This is a genomic window from Enterobacter cloacae complex sp. P38RS, from assembly GCF_014930775.1.
Taxonomy (GTDB): Bacteria; Pseudomonadota; Gammaproteobacteria; order Enterobacterales; family Enterobacteriaceae; genus Enterobacter; species Enterobacter bugandensis.
The window spans coordinates 71250-90193 of sequence record NZ_JADBRS010000006.1 but is presented as its reverse complement, the minus strand read 5'-3'; the positions used below and the strand labels follow the sequence as shown (position 1 = coordinate 90193).

The window sequence follows — 18944 nt, the reverse complement described above, 5'->3', positions numbered from 1 at the left end:
GCCCCTTCGCATTTGCAGGAACGCACTATGAATACCCTTCCTCACTGGTGGCAGAACGGCGTCATCTACCAGATTTACCCAAAGAGTTTTCAGGACACCACCGGCAGCGGCACCGGCGATCTGCGCGGCGTGACGCAGCGGCTGGATTACCTGAAAACCCTCGGCATCGACGCCATCTGGCTGACGCCGTTTTATATTTCCCCGCAGGTGGATAACGGCTACGACGTGGCGAATTACACCGCCATCGACCCGTCCTTCGGCACGCTGGATGACTTTGACGAGCTGGTTGCCGAAGCGCACGAACGCGGCATTCGCATCGTGCTGGATATGGTGTTTAACCATACCTCCACGCAGCACGCCTGGTTCCGCGAGTCGCTGAACAAAGAGAGCCCGTACCGCCAGTTCTACATCTGGCGCGACGGCACGCCGGAGCAGCTCCCCAACAACTGGCGCTCCAAGTTTGGCGGCAACGCCTGGCGCTGGCACGCCGAGAGCGAGCAGTATTACCTGCACCTGTTCGCCCCAGAGCAGGCGGACCTCAACTGGGAAAACCCGGCGGTGCGCGCCGAGCTGAAAAAGGTATGCGAGTTCTGGGCCGATCGCGGCGTGGACGGCTTGCGTCTGGACGTGATTAACCTCATCTCTAAAGATCAGGATTTCCCGGACGACACCATTGGCGACGGTCGCCGCTTCTACACTGACGGGCCGCGCATCCACGAATATCTTCAGGAGATGAGCCGCGACGTCTTCACCCCGCGCAACCTGATGACGGTGGGGGAGATGTCGTCAACCTCGCTGGAGAACTGCCAGCAGTACGCGTCGCTCGACGGGCGCGAGCTGTCGATGACCTTTAACTTCCACCACCTGAAGGTGGACTACCCCGGCGGCGAAAAGTGGACGAAGGCAAAGCCGGACTTCGTGGCGCTGAAAACCCTCTTCCGTCACTGGCAGCAGGGCATGCACAACAAAGCCTGGAACGCGCTGTTCTGGTGTAACCACGACCAGCCGCGCATCGTGTCGCGCTTCGGTGACGAAGGGGAATACCGCGTTCACGCCGCGAAGATGCTCGGTATGGTGCTGCACGGCATGCAGGGCACGCCGTACATCTATCAAGGTGAAGAGCTGGGCATGACCAACCCGCACTTCAGCCGCATCACCGACTACCGCGACGTGGAAAGCCTGAACATGTTCGCCGAACTGCGGGCCAATGGCCGTGAGCCGGATGAATTACTGGCGATTCTGGCGAGTAAATCCCGCGATAACGGGCGAACCCCAATGCAGTGGGACGCGTCGCACAATGCGGGCTTTACCGAGGGCGAGCCGTGGATTGGGGTCTGCGATAACTATGAAACCGTGAATGCCCGTACGGCGCTGGACGACCCGGATTCAGTGTTCTACACCTATCAGTCGCTGATTCGTCTGCGCAAAACCCTCCCGGTGCTGACGTGGGGAGATTATGAAGATCTCCTGCCGGAACACCCTTCCCTGTGGTGCTATCGCCGCCAGTGGCAGGGCCAGACGCTGATGGTGGTGGCGAACCTGAGCCGAGAGCGCCAGCAGTGGCAGCCGGACCCGGTCCAGAGCGCATGGCAGGTCGCACTCAGCAACTATGAGGACGTCTCCTCTCGTCCCGATACGCTGCAACTGCGCCCGTTTGAAGCCATCTGGTGGGTGCAGGAATAAACGTCAGGAGATACAGCATGCTGTATCTCCTTTTTTTATGTTTAGCGATACGCTAAATGTACGACGATAACTTTTACATCACGGCGTACCGAAAATAAAAATAGCCCTGCCAATTAAATAACCTCGGCAGGACATGATGAAAAAGACAATTATTAAAGTAACGTGTATTAGCGCATTATTATTGAGCACACAGGGATGGTGCGGAAATACGTCCGTCGACCTTCGCTTTGGCCATAATACGCGCTCTGACGTAAATGATTCTCGTATTAAGGTTATGCATCAGGCGGATAACGGTTTTTACTTCTCCGTTGAAGCCGCACAAAACCATAACGACACCTTTTTTGGTGATACCGACCGAAATAATCCCGATGACAAAGGATTAACGGAGGCTGCACAGGAGATTGAAACGCGCTGGCGCTTCAATCTGGGCAATGGCTTTGCCGTTGCGCCTGGCATGGTGACGGTTTTCACCCCCAGTAATACCCACTATCGCCCCTTCATTCAGGGCTGGAAAGCGTTTGATAACGGTCTGAACCTCTCTGCCCGTTACCGTTATAACACCATCAATGACGCGCACAGCGACAAAGAACTCGACGGCAGCGGCTATACCCGCCGTCAGTCACACCAGTTCGACATTTGGTTCGCGTACAACATTGGTAAATTCGGTATGTCCTACAACCCGCGCTTCCGCTGGCAGGATAATGTCGATCAGGGAACCGGGGATGATACCTACTGGGAGCATACCGTTGCGTTCAACTACCAGCTCGACGATGGCTGGACGCCTTACGTCGAGCTGGTGTCACTGGATAAAACCTATATCAACAATGACGGCAACCATGAAAATGATTATGCCGTACGTCTGGGGATAGTGAAGCAGCTCTGACGGCCTGACTACACCGTATCGTGCTGCAGCAGCCTGCAGCCGATACGGTCCACGGCGCTTAACAGTTCAAGCTGGCCCTCCCGCTGATACAGCGATACCGCGTTAATGTCGATCGATAACGGCCAGCATAGCGTTGAGATCGACGCCAGCGTCGCCCCCTGACGGGTAATTGCAATAATCTTTAAGCCCTTGCGCAGCGCGTTTCGCGCCATTTCTATCAGCGACTGTGTCTCCCCGGATTTGCTGATCAGCACCAGCGTCCCCTTCGATACCCGTGTCAGCTGGTGCATGTCATTCAAAATAAGATGCGGCAGGCTCGCCAGCGATAAAAAGCGCGACAGGTAGTTAAGGCTGGTAAGCGAGGCGCCGCGTGCGTACAGATAGATATGGCTGGAATGGATGAGCAGCCTGGACACCTCCGCCACAATGTCGTCCGCCTGCGGACCCGCGTCGGGCACTGCAGGCGCCGGGGTAAAATGATCGCGTAAAAAACGATACCGAAGCTCGGTATAGCTTTTATACCCCATTTTTTTACACACACGATTAACGGATGTTGTCGTTGTAAAGGTATCACGGGCAATCTCTTTTGCCGAAATATTAGAAATATTACACGCGTGATGCTGAATGTATTCAAATATCAAGCGTTCACTTCCCTGGAATGAATTCATATATTACACCCTGTTTAATCCCAGCATGATATTAACACAACAGAGAAATAGTCTCTGGAAGGCGCTTCACACATTGCATTTACGCGTATCGCGATACGTAATTAGTATTAGCAAACGTTAAAAACTGTTTTAGGTTCTCTTTATACTTTCCCTGTTTTCACATCCAGGGAATTATGACAATGACGAAACAGAAAGTTGTCGCGGTAACGGCGTGCCCGACGGGCATTGCACATACCTTTATGGCGGCGAATAAAATTATTGCATGGGCTAGAGAGCACAATATTGAGGTTAAGGTCGAAACGCAGGGCAGCGACGGCGTTAAAAACCGCTTAACGAAGCAGGATATCGCCTCCGCCACGGCCATTATTCTGGCAACCGACGTCCCCATTCAGGATGCCGAGCGCTTTGAAAACATTCCCCACCTTCAGACCCGCACGCAAGAGCTGATCAAGCATACCGATCGCTATCTGCGTCAGGCGCTTGCCATGGAAAAAAACGTCACGACTGTCGTACATGAAGACGAACTCCAGCCTTCGGCTTACCAGATTTTTATTGGCCATATCATGGCGGCCATCAGCTATATGCTGCCGGTGGTGGTCATGGGCGGGCTGATGATGGCAACGGCCAAAATTACCGGCCAGTTTATTAACATCGACCATTCGCCGTTCAGCGTGCTGGATAAAGTGGGCTTTATGACCATTAAGTTCATGTATCCGGTTTTCGCCATGTATCTGGCGTTTTCCATTGCCGGCAAACCGGCGCTGATCCCCGGACTTATCGGCGGCATCATGTCAGACGAGGTCTACAAGCGCTTCTTTGATATCGAAGGCTTTATGCCGTCCGGCTTTTTCGGCGCGATCGGCATTGGCTTTTTTGTGGGCTATCTGGTGCGCTGGCTGAATGATTCCATTCACGTCCGCCAGCAGCTCACGACCATCAAGACCATGCTGGTCGTCCCGCTTATCACCGGCATTACGCTGGTGATGGTCATGGAATATTTGATTAACCCGATTTTCGGCTCGCTTAACCAGCTGATGGTGGTCTTTTTTACCTCGGCAGGTGACACCGGGCGCGGATTCTATTCCGCGATGATCGCCGCAGGCACCGCGTTCGACCTGGGCGGCCCGGTCAACAAGGCGGCAGGCTCAGTCGCGCTCGGCCTGAATGGCATGAGCGAAACGTTTGATCTCACCGCCCGCGAACTCTCCATCGTGATCCCCTCTATTGGCGTCGGCTTTGCCGCGTTCCTCAACGGCCGCTTTGGACTACCGGATGTTTTTAGCCGGGAAGAGAAAACCGTTGGCAGCACCTCGTTGCTGTTGGGCGTGATTGGGATCTCCGAAGGCGCGATCCCGTTCATCCTGAAAAACCCACGTCTGATCCCGGTGTTTATGACCGGTGCCGTTGCCGGCGCGCTGGTCGCCATTGCACTCGGCGTGAAGCAGACGCTGCCGCTGCCGGCCATCTGGGGCTGGCCGCTGGCAACCAACGTGGCGGGCTACCTGGCGAGCGTCTTTATTGGCGCACTGATTTGCGCCCTGGGCGTGCTTTACGTCAGCCCAAAGAACGCCAGCTAAGGGGAAGGTCATGAATCAGATCCACGTCATTGCCCATACGCACTGGGATCAAGAGTGGTATTTCACCCGTCAGGACAGCATGGTGCTGGCGTCATATAACTTTGCGGACGTCATCGACACGCTGGAGCACGACCCGGCTTACAGCTGCTATCACCTTGATGGACAGATGGCGGTGGTAGAGGACTTTCTCGCCATCAATCCCGATTATCGCACCAGGCTGGAGACGCTGGTCAGAGCGAAAAGGATTTTTGTGGGGCCGTGGTATACCCAGACGGATACCTACAACGTGCATGGCGAATCCATTATCCGCAACCTCAAATACGGCATCTTCTCTGCCCGTAAGCTGGGGCACGCCATGCAGGTTGGGTATCTTCCGGATACCTTCGGCCACAATGCGCAGATGCCCACAATTTTACAGGGCTGCAATATCGACAACATCGTCTTCTGGCGCGGCATCGATCACGACAGACAGGCGAAAAGCAGCCAGTTCCTCTGGCGCGCGCCGTCAGGGGCGACCGTTATCGCCTGCGCGATGGCGCTCGGTTATGGCGCGGCTAAAAACATCTCTTCAGACGCGAGCCATTTGCAGGGAAAAATCTTCCCGATGGTCAATCTTCTGCGCTCGCGGGCCGGAATAAATGACCTGCTGCTACCCTGCGGCGGCGATCAGGTCAGCATCGACCCGGCGCTGCCGAAAATCCTGCAGGTCGCCAGCGCACGCTCCCCGGATGAAGACCGTTACGTCATCAGTTCGCTGGAGCGCTACGTCGACATTCTGCGCGCGCAGCGTGAGCAGTTTGAATTCTGGGAAGGAGAGCTGAAATCGCCGCGCTACACCCGCATCCATAAAACGATCGGCTCCGTGCGCTACGACATTAAAAAGAAAAATGATGCAGTTGAGCAGTTCATCCTGCGGCAGCTGGAGCCGACAATCGCCATGGCGCGTCATCAGGGGCTGCCGGTCAACCTCTCGGTGGTCGATACGCTCTGGAAGAAGCTGTTGCGAAGCCATGCTCATGACTCCATCGGCGGCTGTAACAGCGATGCCACCAACCGCGATATTCTGCATCGACTGGAGCAAACCGAACAGCTGTGCCACAGCCTGTGGAATCTGGTGGTGAAAACCCTGGCCGCCGCCTGCGCTCGGGAAGGCGATCTGCTGATTTTTAACCCGCTGGGCACGCAAACGCAGCGCGTGGTGAAAACCACTCTCTATAGCCGCGCTGAAAATATCGCCCTGATGTATCAGGGGCAGGCCATCCCCTTCGACGTCCTGAAAAGAGACGTGTTGCCCGGCGGAACGGCGATCTCCCTTAACGCCGAAGGCGAGTGTGAAACGCCCCTTCCCCCTTATTACCGCTGGCACGTTGCTGTGAAAACACCGGTTCTGCCGCCGGTCGGCTATCTCAGCGTTAACGTTGAAGATGACCCGGCGCCTTTCCGGCAGCCTGAACAGACAACGGGCAGCGAGATAGAGAATGCACAGTATCGATTAACGCTGGACGACGGAACGCTAACCCTGCACGACAAACGCAGCGGCAGATGCATCCCCTCGTTCTTTACCCTTGAAGACTGTGCGGATGCCGGCGACAGCTACGATTTCTCACCGCTTGCGGGCGATACGCCGACGCGATGCGACCATTTCACGCTCGTCGGCTGCCTGAAAACGCCGCTTGTCGAAAAGCTGATCGTTGAAGCCACCCTGTATCTTCCGCCAGATCTCGCCGGACGCCAGGATACTGCCCGAACGCCGTTATCCATTCGTCTGGAGTGCACATTACGCGAAGACGATCCGAACCTGTACGTCGAGGCTTCGCTGGAAAACAGCCACTGCGATCACCGGCTACGTTTACTGATCGGCAGCGATATTCGCACCCGTCACGCTATCGCCTCCCAGCCCTTCGCGATAATCCAGCGCGATACGGGGTGTGAGAGTGAAAACTGGCAGGAGCGCTATCGCGAGATGCCCGTGGATATCGAAACCACCGAAGGCATTATTGCTGTCGCGGAAGTGGGCAAAGCGCTGGTGGTGAATAGTCGCGGTATGAAGGAATTTCAGATTATCGGCAGCGAACCCGCGACGATTGCCCTGACGTTGTTTAAAGCGACGGGCGTGCTCGGGCGCAACGATCTCGACTGGCGACCGGGACGTGCGTCCGGCATTAATAATACGGTGGTTGAGACCCCCGACGCCCAGTTACTGAAACCGTTGCGCTTCACGTTTACCGTCGCGCTGGCCGACAGCGCCGATCATCTCACGCTTCGCCAGCTGGAAAACCAGGCTGCGGGACAGCCTTTCACCTATCAGCGGCAAACGCTACATACGCTCGATCACCGACTTGAACGCTTTGCGTTGCGTCTGCCCGAGCATCAGCTTCCGGCAGAATTCTCATTATTGACTCTGCCGGAGCCGCTAGTCCTTTCTGCCCTGCCCCATGCGCAACGGTCGAATGGGACCGTCGTCCGCGTGTTTAACGCCGGGACGCAGCCGGTTCCCGTCCCGGAAAGTCTGGTGGGGCTATGTCAGATCAACTATCTGGAAGAGCCTGTGCCGCCGGTAACGGCAATCCCCCCTTTCGCAACCTGCGATTTTTTGATGGAGGCTTAATATGAACTTGCTTGCATTGACGCACCCCGATCTGGTTTTTATCAACCCGCCGCACCGTACGCCTGAAGCGCTGATCCGCTGGCTCGCCGAACCGCTCGCCAGGCGAAAAATCATCTGCGATGAAGAAACATTCATCCAGAGCGTATTACAGCGCGAAAGCGAAGGCCCTACCGCGCTGGGTGAAGCGCTCGCCGTTCCGCACGGTAAAACCGAGGCGGTGCAGCAGGCGGCGTTTTGTCTGGCACTCTTTGACGACCCGATACGCTGGCCGGGGCTGGACGGTGATGAAGAGGTCAGAATGGTTTTCCTGCTCGCCATTCCGCCCGCGGAAGCAGGCAGTACCCATATGCAACTGCTGACGACGCTGACCAGTTTATTGACAGAAGATCGAGTGCGCGCGCAGCTTCTGGCGGCGCGCACCCGGGAAGAGGCGATGTACGCCCTGAGTGCTGAAGAACCTCAAAAACAGGATGCGGCCCCTGACCGCTCCCTTCTCATTCCGGTGATACTGGGCAGTATCGCTACCGCAGCCTTTTTACAGGCAGGATTGAGCTGGGCCTGCGCGGTGAGTTAACCGAACGGCGCTCAGCACGTACCGCGTTGAGCGCTTGTTTTTGTTGAATAATTAATCAGATTTTTCCTGCACGTATTTACAATTGCTCCAGCGCCCGCCGTTTGTACTCTCGTCTTTTTACTTTGTTCTGCGTCAAATAAATCGCAAACTTGTTTGATGCAAATCACTATATGTAGAACTTAAAATGCACGCCGACCCAATATCTTGTATTAATCGTCTACTATTCCAACAACAAGACGGCGCTTACGCTGGCCGGAATTGTGGATAACACGAGCTGGGAACGGGGGAAGTCTTTGGCCTGGCGGGGAATACGTCCGGTGAATACTTCTCCACCTCTGTGGATAACCTGTTTTTAAAAATGGAGTGATCATGACACCGCATGTGATGAAACGTGATGGCTGTAAAGTGCCGTTTAAATCAGAGCGCATCCAGGAAGCCATTCTGCGTGCAGCTAAAGCAGCGGGAGTCGATGACGCAGATTACTGCGCCACCGTCGCAGAAGTCGTTAGCAGCCAGATGACTGAACGCAGCCAGGTCGATATCAACGAGATCCAGACCGCGGTTGAAAACCAGCTGATGGCAGGCCCCTACAAACAGTTAGCCCGCGCCTACATTGAGTATCGCCACGATCGCGACGTGCAGCGTGAGAAGCGCGGTCGCCTGAATCAGGAGATCCGTGGCCTGGTGGAGCAGACCAACTCTGCCCTGCTCAATGAAAACGCCAACAAAGACAGCAAAGTGATTCCGACCCAGCGCGATCTGCTGGCCGGTATCGTCGCCAAACACTATGCCCGCCAGCATCTGCTGCCGCGCGACGTGGTCTCGGCACACGAGCGCGGCGAGATCCACTATCACGACCTCGATTACTCGCCGTTCTTCCCGATGTTCAACTGCATGCTGATCGACCTGAAAGGCATGCTGACCCAGGGCTTTAAAATGGGTAACGCCGAGATTGAACCGCCTAAGTCGATCTCCACGGCGACAGCGGTAACGGCACAGATCATCGCTCAGGTGGCGAGCCACATTTATGGCGGGACCACCATTAACCGTATTGACGAAGTGCTGGCCCCGTTCGTGACGGCGAGCTTCAACAAGCATCGGAAAACTGCCGAAGAGTGGCAGATCCCGGACGCGGACGGCTATGCGCGCTCCCGTACCGAAAAAGAGTGCTACGACGCGTTCCAGTCGCTGGAATATGAAGTGAACACGCTGCACACCGCCAACGGGCAGACGCCGTTTGTGACCTTCGGTTTTGGCCTGGGCACCAGCTGGGAATCACGCCTGATCCAGCAGTCCATTCTGCGCAACCGTATTTCCGGCCTCGGCAAGAACCGCAAAACCGCGGTGTTCCCGAAACTGGTGTTCGCCATCCGCGACGGCCTGAACCACAAGTTTGGCGATCCGAACTACGACATCAAACAGCTGGCGCTGGAGTGCGCGAGCAAGCGCATGTACCCGGACATCCTGAACTATGACCAGGTGGTAAAAGTCACCGGTTCGTTTAAAACGCCTATGGGCTGCCGCAGCTTCCTCGGGGTGTACGAGGATGAAAACGGCGAGCAGATCCACGACGGGCGTAACAACCTGGGCGTCATCAGCCTGAACCTGCCGCGCATCGCGCTGGAGGCCAAAGGCAATGAAGCTGAATTCTGGAAACTGCTGGATGAACGACTGCAGCTGGCGCGTAAGGCGCTGATGACCCGTATCGCACGCCTTGAAGGGGTGAAAGCCCGCGTGGCGCCCATCCTCTATATGGAAGGGGCCTGCGGCGTGCGCCTGAAGGCGGACGATGACGTGTCCGAGATCTTCAAAAACGGCCGCGCGTCGATTTCGCTGGGCTATATCGGCATCCACGAAACCATCAACGCCCTGTCTGGCGACGCGCATATGTACGACAGCGCGGCCCTGCGCGAAAAAGGCATTGCGATTGTCCAGCGCCTGCGCGACGCGGTTGACCAGTGGAAAGAGGAAACTGGCTACGGGTTTAGCCTCTACAGTACGCCGAGCGAGAACCTGTGCGACCGCTTCTGCCGTCTGGACACCGCCGAGTTCGGGATTGTGGAAGGCGTGACCGACAAAGGGTACTACACCAACAGCTTCCACCTCGACGTGGAGAAAAAGGTAAACCCGTACGACAAGATCGACTTCGAAGCGGCCTATCCGCCCATCGCCAGCGGCGGCTTCATCTGCTACGGCGAGTACCCGAACATCCAGCACAACCTGAAGGCGCTGGAAGACGTGTGGGATTATAGCTATCAGCACGTGCCGTATTACGGGACCAATACGCCAATCGACGAATGCTACGAGTGTGGCTTTACCGGTGAGTTCGAGTGCACCAGTAAAGGCTTTACCTGCCCGAAATGCGGCAACCACGATGCGGCCCGCGTGTCCGTGACCCGCCGCGTGTGCGGCTATCTCGGCAGCCCGGATGCCCGTCCGTTTAACGCCGGCAAGCAGGAAGAGGTGAAGCGCCGGGTGAAACATCTGGGGAATGGGCAGATCGGTTGAGCCACTGCCACATTTATGCCCGGTGGCGCTACGCTTACCGGGCCTACAATCCGCACTCACACTGTACCCGGCTTGGTTAACCGCTATGAACTACCATCAGTACTACCCCGTCGACATCGTCAACGGCCCCGGCACCCGCTGCACCCTGTTCGTTTCAGGTTGCGTACATGAGTGCCCCGGCTGCTACAACAAAAGCACCTGGCGCGTAAATTCCGGCATGCCGTTTACCGCTGAAATGGAAGACCGCATCATCAACGACCTGAACGACACGCGCATCAAACGCCAGGGGATTTCGCTCTCCGGCGGCGATCCGCTCCATCCGCAAAACGTGCCGGAGATCCTGAAGCTGGTGAAGCGCATCCGCCGCGAGTGCGCGGGAAAAGATATCTGGGTCTGGACGGGATATAAGCTGGATGAGCTGAATGCAGCTCAGAAGGAAGTTGTGGATTTAATTAACGTGCTGGTGGACGGCAAGTTCGTGCAGGATTTAAAAGACCCGGCCCTGATCTGGCGCGGCAGCAGCAACCAGGTTGTGCATCATTTGCGGTGAATGAAGGCGGATAATCTCTATCCGCCTGGCCTCAAAACCGGCTCAAACTCTCCATCGCCTCAGCCTTAAACGCCGCAAAATCCTCGCACTGGCACAGGCGCGTCATCGCGCGTTCTCGCAGGAAAGTGACGAAGATGTCGTAAATCGCCATCGCCTCTTCGTACTCGCTTTTGCTGATGGCGAGCAGGAAGATGACGTGCGCCGTTTCATCCCCCCACTGAATACCCTGCGGAGCCAGCACCGTATAGACCACCGTTTTCTGTGCCAGCAGGCCGAGGGAGTGCGGCAGCGCGATACCGTCGCCGAGCATGGTGCTGACGATAGCTTCACGCTCAACGACCGAATCCAGAAACTCCGCGCCGACAAAGCCTTCGGCCTCAAGCTGTTCACACAGCTCGCGGAACAGCGTTTGCTGGTCAACAGGCTTGTCGAGAATGCGGAAATGGGCCGCGTCGAAATATTTCTCCAGCATCCACGGGCGGGTGCGGTCCACCAGCACCAGCTTGCCGATCTGCTCTAACTGATAATCGGTCGGGAACGGGGCGATCGTCACCACCGGTTTAGATTTTTCACTCACGCGGGCGGTGGAGATGACAAAGTCTTCACCGATGGCATCCGCCAGCTCGTACTCGCGCAGAGTGAGCGTGCGCGTCACCTCGATCTGCGGGTATTTGCGCTGGAGCACCGCCTCGATCATGCGCACCATCGCATTACCGGCGTCGCACACCAGCAGCACGCGCGGCTGGCGCTGGTAGCCGATGTTATAGTGGCGCTCCAGCCCCACGCCGATGTGCAGCACCAGAAAACCAATCTCGTTTTCGCTGATCGCATATGGCGTGTATTTCCCCCAGCTCGACACCGCCGCGAGGGTCATATCCCACGCCATCGGATAGTGCTGCTTGATGTTGTCCAGCAGCGGATTGGGGATCATGATTTGATAGCGCACGCGGGTGATCATGGTTTTGATGTGCGTGAGCAGATCGGCGTGCAGCTGCGCGTCGCTGAGCAGGTTGTAGTTATAGTGGGTGTTGATGTAGCGCAGGATATAGTTGACCAGCGCTTCGTCGTCGTCGGCGTTAATCGCGCTGGGGGCAATCTCCTGAATCTGCCGCGCCGCGATGTGGACGCACAGCCAGCTCTCTTCCGATGGCGCAAGCGCCTTGCCCGCCAGCTCCTGAATGGCCACCGCGATATCCTTCGCCGCCTCGCGCACGTTCTCTTCCACGTCTTCCGCGTGGAATTCCGGCAGCGGATACCCCTCGCTGATGCGCCGCACCGACACCGCGCAGTACAGGCGCAGGAACAGTTCGCCTTCGTCGGTCAGACGAATGTGATGGCGGGTGAGCGCGTCGTGAAGCACGACCACCATCTGCTCCGGTACCCCAGCGTTGAGCGCGACCTCCGTCACCAGCGGGTTAAGGCTGTCCTGCTGCGCCAGCTCCCACAGAAGATCGGTCAGGCAGGCGCGGACCGACATCTCGCTGCCAAACAGCTTCATGCCGTGGCGCGGGCGGGTTTCCAGCGTCAGGTTATAGCGCTGGAACCACTCGCGCACTTCCACCATGTCGCTCTGCAAGGTGGCGCGGCTGACAAACCACTCGTCGGCCAGATCTTCAAGCTTAAGTGAAAACGCCGACGTCAGGAAACGCACCACCAGATAGTGCACGCGCTCCGGTCCCGTTCGGGGAATACGCAGTGCACGCGGGTGCGATGCCTGCAGCTGCTGATAGCGCTCGGCATCGTCAATTTTAAGCTGGTAGCCGTTACCCCGGCTCAGAATAAACTGCGCGCCGTGGCTCGCCAGCAGCGCGTTCAGGGCGGTGATATCTGCGCGGACGGTTCGCGTGGAGACCGACAGCCGCTGCGCCAGCTCGTCCTGCGGCAGCGTCTCGTTTTGCAACAGATCGAAAAGTTGCGCTAAACGTTGGTTCGGAAATCGCACGTCGTTGTCCTCTTACTGCTCAGGGTGAAATGACCATCTGGGATGGGCTGCCGACCGGGGTATAGTCTGGCTCGGCGCTCAGCTTGCCGTCCGGCGCCACGCGGAAACGGGTAATGTTGTCGCTGCGCTGGTTCATGACGTACAGCCAGCGGCCCTGCTTATCGAGCGTCAGGGTGCGCGGGTAGTCGCCGCGCGTCCAGACATCCTCCTGATGCGTCAGCGTGCCCTCCGCTGTTACGGTAAAGTGCCCGATGCTGTTATGCAAACGGTTCGCCACATACAGCTGTTTACCATCGGCGCTTAGCGCCAGCCCGGCAGCAAAACTGGTGCCTTTGTAACCGTCCGGCAGGGCAGAGACCGTTTTGCCCTCTTTCAGCCTGCCGTTGCTGTCCAGCGCATAATGGGTGAGCGTAGAGGCCTCTTCGTTAATCAGCCACAGGGCATCGCCTTTCGGCGTAAAGACGAAGTGGCGCGGACCGGCGCCTTTTGAGGAGGCGCTGATAAACGGCGGATCGTTCGGCGTTAGCTTTCCGGTTCGATCGTCAAAGCGGTACTGATAGATACGATCCAGCCCAAGATCGGTGGAAAAAACGTACTTCCCACTCGGATCGGCGGCGATCATGTGCGCATGCGGGCCGTTGTGATCGCTGATGGCAAAGCTACCTTCGACAGCCGCTTCCGGCTTCGCCGCGCCCGGTTCGCCCTGGTCCTGATGTCTGTCCGTCGCGTCACCCAGGCTGCCGTCCGCGTTGACGGGCAAAACGGCAATCGATCCGCTGACGTAGTTCGCCACCAGCAGATGCTTGCCGTTTGGCGTTAGCGAAAGATACACCGGCCCGGCGCCACCGGAGGACACCTGATTCAGTTCGCTCAGCTCACCGTTATCGCCGACGCGCAGCGCCTGCACCACGCCCTGCTCCACTTCGCTTGCCAGATACAGCGTTTTACCGTCTTGCGAAAGGGTCAACTGCGCCGCGTTCGGCAGTTTGCTCACCAGCGTTTTATCGTCCAGCGCGCCGGTTTGCGGGTCGACGGTAAAACGGTACAGCCCTTCACCGTTCGGATTATAGGTGCCCACCCAGGCGTATTGCGTCTGGGCGATGGCGGCGGTGGCGAGCATTGAGAGTGAAGCGACAAGCAGGTTACGGGTGTGCATGGTGGCTCCTTTATATGTGTGAGTTCTACTTCACCAGCTTCTTCGTCATCGCCAGCAGCGTACGCACATCTTCGGGACGCGTATCGCCGCTGGCTTTGTCGATAATTGAACTGTAGATGTGCGGGATGATTTTGCTCACGCCCGCGTCGAGGGCGATCTGCAGGATCGCCTCATAGTTTTCCAGATCGATCCCCCCCGTCGGCTCCAGCCAGAAGTCGTGACGGGCGCAGGCTTCCGCCACCGCCTGGTATTCGTCACGGCACTTGAGGCCGCCCATCGGGAAGTACTTAATCGAGCTGCCGCCGAAGTCTTTCAGCAGGGCAATCGCCGTTTCAACCGGCACGATGCCGTCCGGCGCTTTGCTGCTCAGCGGGCCGGTGGAGATTTTCACCATGCCGACGGTACCGGTCGGAGAGACCAGGCCATTGACCACCGATTCATTCTGCCCCAGCAGCGCGCGGCTCGCGGCCACGCCGGTGAAGACCTGATTAACGTGCTGCGGCTGCACCTGACGAGAGATTTCGCTTACCATCGCCGACTGGTTCGGATCGCCCGCGCCCAGCCCCACGGAGAGCGCGTTATCAATCAGCGCCGCGTACTCGCGCATATCCGCGACCGCGCTCGCCACGTCCGGGTAGTTTTTGGAGAGCACGCCCACCAGCACATGACCTTCCGCCGCCTCATAAATGGCGCTGGCGTTGGCCTTTGAGCCGGCCAGCACGTTCAGGCAGACGCGGTCACGGTAAAAATTGGGGGTCAGTTTCATGCGTTTTTCTCCTGTCCTAATACTTCGCTAATGCGGCGGTAGACGATGTTCAGCTGGTCAGCACTTACGCTGCGCACGTCCGCTTCGATAATCCCTTCGTTGGCCTTGTAGCCACGGAAATAGATGGCGTACTCGCCCTGCTTGAGCGCGTTCACCAGATCACCCGTGCCGACGCCTGTGGTAGCTTCGTCGAACTTAATTTCGGTGCGGGCGATATCGCGACCCGCGCTGTCCCAGACCACGCGGGCGGTGACGCCGTTCAGGGTGTTGAGCGCGTCGATAAACGGTGTCATCTTCGCCACCATCTCGGCACCGCTCTCTTTGGTGGCCGTCAGGTAGTGTTCGATGGCGCAGGTCAGGCCGAGGATCCCCTCTTTACCCACCTTCATGGCGCGGCCAATACCCGCCGTCTGGCGCTTCACCCACTCAACGAACTGGGTTTTGCCGATCACCAGGCCGCTGGTTGGCCCCTCGATCGCTTTCGCGCCGCTGTAAATCACCAGATCCGCGCCGGAGCGGTAGTACACGTGCAGATCTTCTTCCGCCGCAGCATCGACGATCAGCGGCAGGGAGTGTTTACGTGCGACGACTGCCGCCTGCTCGACGCTGAGCATGCTTTTCTGCACGCAGTGGTGCGATTTGATGTAGAGGATCGCCGCCGTGCGCGGGGTGATGGCCGCCGCCAGCTGATCGGCGGAACATTCGTTGGCGTAACCCGCTTCCACCAGCTTGCCGCCGCCCAGCGCCACCATGGTGCCGACCGGCGCGCCAAAGTTAACGTTGTGGCCTTTCGGCAGGACGATTTCATTGTTCTCGATTGGCGTGACGTGCAGGTTTTCCAGCAGCCAGTCGCTGTCTTTTACCAGCACCGCCGCCACGGACTGGGCGATGCCCGCCGACGCGCAGGAGACCACCGTCGCGCCTTCCACATCCAGCAGCTTCGCGATGTATTCCCCGGTTTTATTGACCAGATCCTTCATCTCGAAGTAATGATTCATGCCGTCCATCGCCGCCTGCACTACTTCCGGGCGCGGCGTGGAGACGCCCAGCGCCGTCATGCGGCCAGAGGTGTTGATAACCTGCTTTAAATTATACTTCTCATAAATCGAAGGCATGTTCCGTGCTCCCTTGTTCGGTCATATAGCCCTTGCCCGCGCGGATCGCGGCAAGCGGCACCAGAATGTGTTCAGCCTGCAGGCTGTCGTTTTCAGCGTCCGTCAGCACCGTTGGCTGGCGTTTAATCGTGAACAGCGTCAGGTCGGCGTCGAGACCCGGCTGGATGCGACCCTTGCGCGTCAGGCGCAGGCCGTCGGCGGCGTTCGAGGTCACGCAGTCAATCACCTGCGGCAATGACATGCCGATGGCGAGAAACTTCGACATCACGCTTGCCAGCGAGCCAACCGGGCCGTTGATGCGGTTGCGGCAGTAGATATCCGAGCTGATGGTGTGCGGCAGAATGCCCATCGCGATGGCGCGTTTTGCCACCTCAAAGCTGAAGCTCGCCGTGCCGTGCCCGACGTCCAGACGCACGCCGCGCTTAAGGGCGGAGGTGATGGAGGCGCGCAGCTCGCCGGACGGCGTCAGAATGCGGTTTGGCTTGCCGTTGTAGCAGTGGGTAATGATGTCGCCGGAGCTTAACAGCTCGGCGATTTCGTCGAGGTTCGGCGGGTTATTGCCGATGTGCACCATCAGCGGCAGGTCGCCATTCTCTTTCTGGATGGCTTTGGCGCGCTCCAGCGGCGTAATGCCGTTTTCACCGACCACGCTGCTGCTCATGCGCGCCTTCAGGCCGACAATAAAATCCGGGTGGCGCTTCACCGCCTGCTTCACCGCATCGGCGTCAATATTTGCCATGTTGGCCAGCTCGTTCTGGGCAATCAGCCCCACGCGGGAGATATTCAGGAGGGCAAAGACGTCGGTGGAGGCTTTGCGGGTGATGTCGTAAAAATCGTCCACGTCGTCGGCCCCGGTACTGCCCGCGTCCACCACGGTAGTGACGCCGGTGGCAATGCCCACGCTGTCCGGCTCGTCGTGGTAAATCGGTGAGTTCGGGTAGCAGTGAACGTGGGAGTCAATCCAGCCCGCGCTAACGTACACGTCACCGTTAAGCTCAACCGTTTTACGGGCCGGAGCGTCAATTTCGCCCGTCGCGGCGATCTTCCCGTCCTGAATGGCGATATCGGTCAGGGTATCGTCGGCGAGGCGCGCACGGCGCAGGAGTAAATCAAACATGAGGATCTCCTGATAGGGCGGGCGCAGATGCGCCCGCGGGTATTAAAGGGCGACCGGGAACAGCCAGCCCAAAATCATTGCGCCGAGGATGGCGCCACCGGTAATCGGCTTCTGCCAGATGTAGAACAGCAGCGCGCCTACCAGCGAACCGACGCCGATTGGAATGGAGGCGGTCATCGCGCTGAGGATAATCAGCGGCCCGAGGAAGCGGCCGGAGGCGTTACCCGCGCCCATCATCACGTCTGCGCCGTAGGTGGAGTTGCTCTGGTTGATGGTGAACTTACGCGCCAGGATGATGACGTAGCCAATCGCCAGACCAATCACCAGGCCGGTAATCAGCGAGGCAATGAAGTTGGTCACCGGGAACATGATCCCCGCGCCCAGCAGCAGCGCCGGTACGCCGAGGCCCACGCCGGTCTGGATCGCCCCACCGATGTCGAGAATACCCACCAGCGACCCTTCAATAATGCGGGCGAACAGGAAGCTCGCGCCGAACGCCGCCACCGCGCCGTAGACGCCGGTATCGATTCCCGCTTTCAGCATCGCCACGAAGGCCACTTCGTTAAACGCGCCGATGCCGTAGAGGTAGTACATGTGCGTCCCGGCGAAGACGCCGGAGGAGAGCAGGCCAACGAAGATCGGGAACGACCAGTCGGCATACCAAAAACCTTTATTCTGTTCCATTTAGAGGCTCCTGTTATTTACCGCTGAGCGAGTTGTGGATCATGTCGAGCCAGTTCGGCACGGTCAGATGGAAGGATTCGATCATCTTCATGTCGAAGCCGCGGAAGAAGCCGCTCAACACGAACAGCAGCACGATCGCCGCCATCATCACTTTGGTGACGTGGTTCCAGCCGCTCTCCTCAACGCCTTTACCGATCAGGATGCCGAGAACCAGACCCGGTACGGCGTTCCCCATGATCAGCTGCGCCGCGCCGCCGAAGATGGTGGCCCAGAAGCCCGATTTTTTACCCGCGTCGATGGCCGCCAGCCAGAAGATCACCGGCATCACGGTGTTAACCAGCAGGTTCGCGGCAGGCACCAGCACCTTCACGGCGGTGACCTGCAGCGCTGCCGGCACGGAGGAGGCGGTCAGGTTCAGGAAGGTGACGACGAGCATGCCAATCACGCCGCAGGCAATCGCCATTTTGCGGGGATCGTGCAGCGTTTCGCCGACGTTACGGTTTTTGATCATCAGTGCAGCAGCACCCCAGTTCGGGATGATGCGGTGGTCAACGTCCTGTGTGAAGGCACCTGCAGCCACGGAAGAGGCCCAGGCGTTAAAGAAGAAACCTAACCCAAAGGAGAAGTGGGACGCCGGATCCCCTTCACAGGAGTTCAGTTCCCCCAACGTACGAAACGCGCCCATACCCTGAGTGGTAGGCGCATGAAACATGCGTGCAGCCCCGGCTCCGACACCGACGCCAACCAGGCCGCCAATGATGAGCGATTTTATTAATATAATTAAGAACATCAGTCTGCCCTTTTATGAATAATCAGCGTTGCGTGACGAAATCCACCCGGTCAAGATTGATGGCGGTCACGTTGACGGTCACATCCAGCTCCACGCTGTAGGTGCGTCTTTCCCGGCGCAAAAAGAAGAACAGAAACGCTTCTTTACGCACCGCTTCTTGCGCCTGAACAACCTGCACATCCTGTGGCTCAATACGCAGTAAGATATGCGGTGAGGTTTTCATCACCGCGGCCTGAACGTGGTTGAGGGCGTCGGCAAAGGCGCGCGCTTTGGCGTCGCCCTTCCCCTTCACTCTCACCGTGGTTGTGAACTGTTCTTTCATG

General features: G+C 57.9%; 16 protein-coding genes. 7 read left to right on the top strand and 9 right to left on the bottom strand.

All coding sequences use genetic code 11. The annotated features are described in order from the left end of the window. The first annotated feature begins 27 nt into the window (after positions 1-27). Positions 28-1683 (top strand): alpha,alpha-phosphotrehalase, encoded by a 1656-nt coding sequence (gene treC, locus IM303_RS10425; RefSeq protein ID WP_193359881.1) that lies wholly within the window; start codon positions 28-30, stop codon positions 1681-1683. A gap of 136 nt (positions 1684-1819) precedes the next feature. Further along, on the top strand, positions 1820-2566 hold the full coding sequence (locus IM303_RS10420) for an oligogalacturonate-specific porin KdgM family protein (RefSeq protein WP_028015309.1): 747 nt from the start codon (positions 1820-1822) through the stop codon (positions 2564-2566). A gap of 8 nt (positions 2567-2574) precedes the next feature. Here the strand turns inward: IM303_RS10420 and IM303_RS10415 are convergent, their stop codons facing one another. Beyond that, positions 2575-3234 (bottom strand): MurR/RpiR family transcriptional regulator, encoded by a 660-nt coding sequence (locus IM303_RS10415; RefSeq protein WP_041911449.1) that lies wholly within the window; start codon positions 3232-3234, stop codon positions 2575-2577. Between the two features lie 179 nt (positions 3235-3413). On the opposite strand from IM303_RS10415, the gene IM303_RS10410 reads away from it, so the two are divergent. From IM303_RS10410 to nrdG, 5 genes are all read left to right on the top strand, one after another. Then, positions 3414-4811, top strand: coding sequence for a PTS fructose transporter subunit IIC (locus tag IM303_RS10410; protein ID WP_193359880.1), 1398 nt, complete (start codon positions 3414-3416; stop codon positions 4809-4811). 10 nt (positions 4812-4821) lie between these two features. Continuing rightward, positions 4822-7419, top strand: a complete 2598-nt coding sequence (locus IM303_RS10405) for a glycoside hydrolase family 38 C-terminal domain-containing protein (protein WP_193359879.1) — start codon at positions 4822-4824, stop codon at positions 7417-7419. A gap of 1 nt (position 7420) precedes the next feature. Next, a complete protein-coding gene (locus IM303_RS10400; RefSeq protein ID WP_126326224.1) occupies positions 7421-7993 on the top strand; it encodes a PTS sugar transporter subunit IIA in 573 nt (190 codons plus the stop codon). Positions 7994-8362: 369 nt separating this feature from the next. Beyond that, the gene (nrdD, locus tag IM303_RS10395; RefSeq protein ID WP_048960133.1) at positions 8363-10501 is read left to right on the top strand and encodes an anaerobic ribonucleoside-triphosphate reductase; all 2139 of its coding nucleotides are present in this window, start codon (positions 8363-8365) and stop codon (positions 10499-10501) included. 85 nt (positions 10502-10586) lie between these two features. Continuing rightward, on the top strand, positions 10587-11051 hold the full coding sequence (gene nrdG / locus IM303_RS10390; protein WP_048999490.1) for an anaerobic ribonucleoside-triphosphate reductase-activating protein: 465 nt from the start codon (positions 10587-10589) through the stop codon (positions 11049-11051). A gap of 31 nt (positions 11052-11082) precedes the next feature. On the opposite strand, the gene IM303_RS10385 is transcribed toward nrdG, so the two are convergent. Genes IM303_RS10385 through IM303_RS10350 form a run of 8 tightly spaced genes read right to left on the bottom strand, consistent with a single transcriptional unit; the run spans position 11083 to position 18943 of the window. Beyond that, positions 11083-12993 carry a transcription antiterminator gene (locus tag IM303_RS10385; RefSeq protein WP_048999489.1) on the bottom strand — a complete coding sequence of 637 codons (1911 nt, stop codon included), beginning with the start codon at positions 12991-12993 and terminating at the stop codon, positions 11083-11085. A gap of 19 nt (positions 12994-13012) precedes the next feature. Further along, complete coding sequence (locus tag IM303_RS10380) at positions 13013-14149, bottom strand: lactonase family protein (RefSeq protein WP_193359878.1); 1137 nt, start codon at positions 14147-14149, stop codon at positions 13013-13015. Positions 14150-14174: 25 nt separating this feature from the next. Then, complete coding sequence (locus IM303_RS10375; RefSeq protein ID WP_041911457.1) at positions 14175-14915, bottom strand: KDGP aldolase family protein; 741 nt, start codon at positions 14913-14915, stop codon at positions 14175-14177. After that, positions 14912-16030, bottom strand: coding sequence for a DgaE family pyridoxal phosphate-dependent ammonia lyase (locus IM303_RS10370; protein ID WP_193359877.1), 1119 nt, complete (start codon positions 16028-16030; stop codon positions 14912-14914). The genes IM303_RS10375 and IM303_RS10370 overlap by 4 nt, the downstream gene beginning before the upstream one ends. Next, positions 16014-17147, bottom strand: coding sequence for an amidohydrolase/deacetylase family metallohydrolase (locus tag IM303_RS10365; RefSeq protein WP_063154902.1), 1134 nt, complete (start codon positions 17145-17147; stop codon positions 16014-16016). Before IM303_RS10365 ends, IM303_RS10370 begins: the two co-directional genes overlap by 17 nt. A gap of 42 nt (positions 17148-17189) precedes the next feature. Continuing rightward, positions 17190-17831: a DUF4310 family protein gene (locus tag IM303_RS10360; RefSeq protein WP_003856081.1), complete on the bottom strand. Its 642-nt coding sequence runs from the start codon at positions 17829-17831 to the stop codon at positions 17190-17192. Positions 17832-17844: 13 nt separating this feature from the next. Continuing rightward, entirely contained in the window at positions 17845-18621 is a 777-nt protein-coding gene (locus IM303_RS10355) for a DUF4311 domain-containing protein (RefSeq protein WP_023310182.1), read from the bottom strand. 22 nt (positions 18622-18643) lie between these two features. Next, a complete protein-coding gene (locus tag IM303_RS10350; RefSeq protein ID WP_048999484.1) occupies positions 18644-18943 on the bottom strand; it encodes a DUF4312 family protein in 300 nt (99 codons plus the stop codon). Between the last annotated feature and the right edge of the window lies 1 nt (position 18944).

Excerpts from the sequence above, each read along its gene's own strand:
- IM303_RS10350 (WP_048999484.1), bottom strand. The coding sequence starts at position 18,943 with ATGAAAGAACAGTTCACAACCACGGTGAGAGTGAAGGGGAAGGGCGAC.
- IM303_RS10355 (WP_023310182.1), bottom strand. The coding sequence starts at position 18,621 with ATGTTCTTAATTATATTAATAAAATCGCTCATCATTGGCGGCCTGGTT.
- nrdG (WP_048999490.1), top strand. The coding sequence starts at position 10,587 with ATGAACTACCATCAGTACTACCCCGTCGACATCGTCAACGGCCCCGGC.
- IM303_RS10370 (WP_193359877.1), bottom strand. The coding sequence starts at position 16,030 with ATGCCTTCGATTTATGAGAAGTATAATTTAAAGCAGGTTATCAACACC.
- IM303_RS10400 (WP_126326224.1), top strand. The coding sequence starts at position 7,421 with ATGAACTTGCTTGCATTGACGCACCCCGATCTGGTTTTTATCAACCCG.
- IM303_RS10360 (WP_003856081.1), bottom strand. The coding sequence starts at position 17,831 with ATGGAACAGAATAAAGGTTTTTGGTATGCCGACTGGTCGTTCCCGATC.
- IM303_RS10365 (WP_063154902.1), bottom strand. The coding sequence starts at position 17,147 with ATGTTTGATTTACTCCTGCGCCGTGCGCGCCTCGCCGACGATACCCTG.
- nrdD (WP_048960133.1), top strand. The coding sequence starts at position 8,363 with ATGACACCGCATGTGATGAAACGTGATGGCTGTAAAGTGCCGTTTAAA.
- IM303_RS10420 (WP_028015309.1), top strand. The coding sequence starts at position 1,820 with ATGAAAAAGACAATTATTAAAGTAACGTGTATTAGCGCATTATTATTG.
- IM303_RS10415 (WP_041911449.1), bottom strand. The coding sequence starts at position 3,234 with ATGAATTCATTCCAGGGAAGTGAACGCTTGATATTTGAATACATTCAG.
- treC (WP_193359881.1), top strand. The coding sequence starts at position 28 with ATGAATACCCTTCCTCACTGGTGGCAGAACGGCGTCATCTACCAGATT.
- IM303_RS10375 (WP_041911457.1), bottom strand. The coding sequence starts at position 14,915 with ATGAAACTGACCCCCAATTTTTACCGTGACCGCGTCTGCCTGAACGTG.
- IM303_RS10405 (WP_193359879.1), top strand. The coding sequence starts at position 4,822 with ATGAATCAGATCCACGTCATTGCCCATACGCACTGGGATCAAGAGTGG.
- IM303_RS10380 (WP_193359878.1), bottom strand. The coding sequence starts at position 14,149 with ATGCACACCCGTAACCTGCTTGTCGCTTCACTCTCAATGCTCGCCACC.
- IM303_RS10410 (WP_193359880.1), top strand. The coding sequence starts at position 3,414 with ATGACGAAACAGAAAGTTGTCGCGGTAACGGCGTGCCCGACGGGCATT.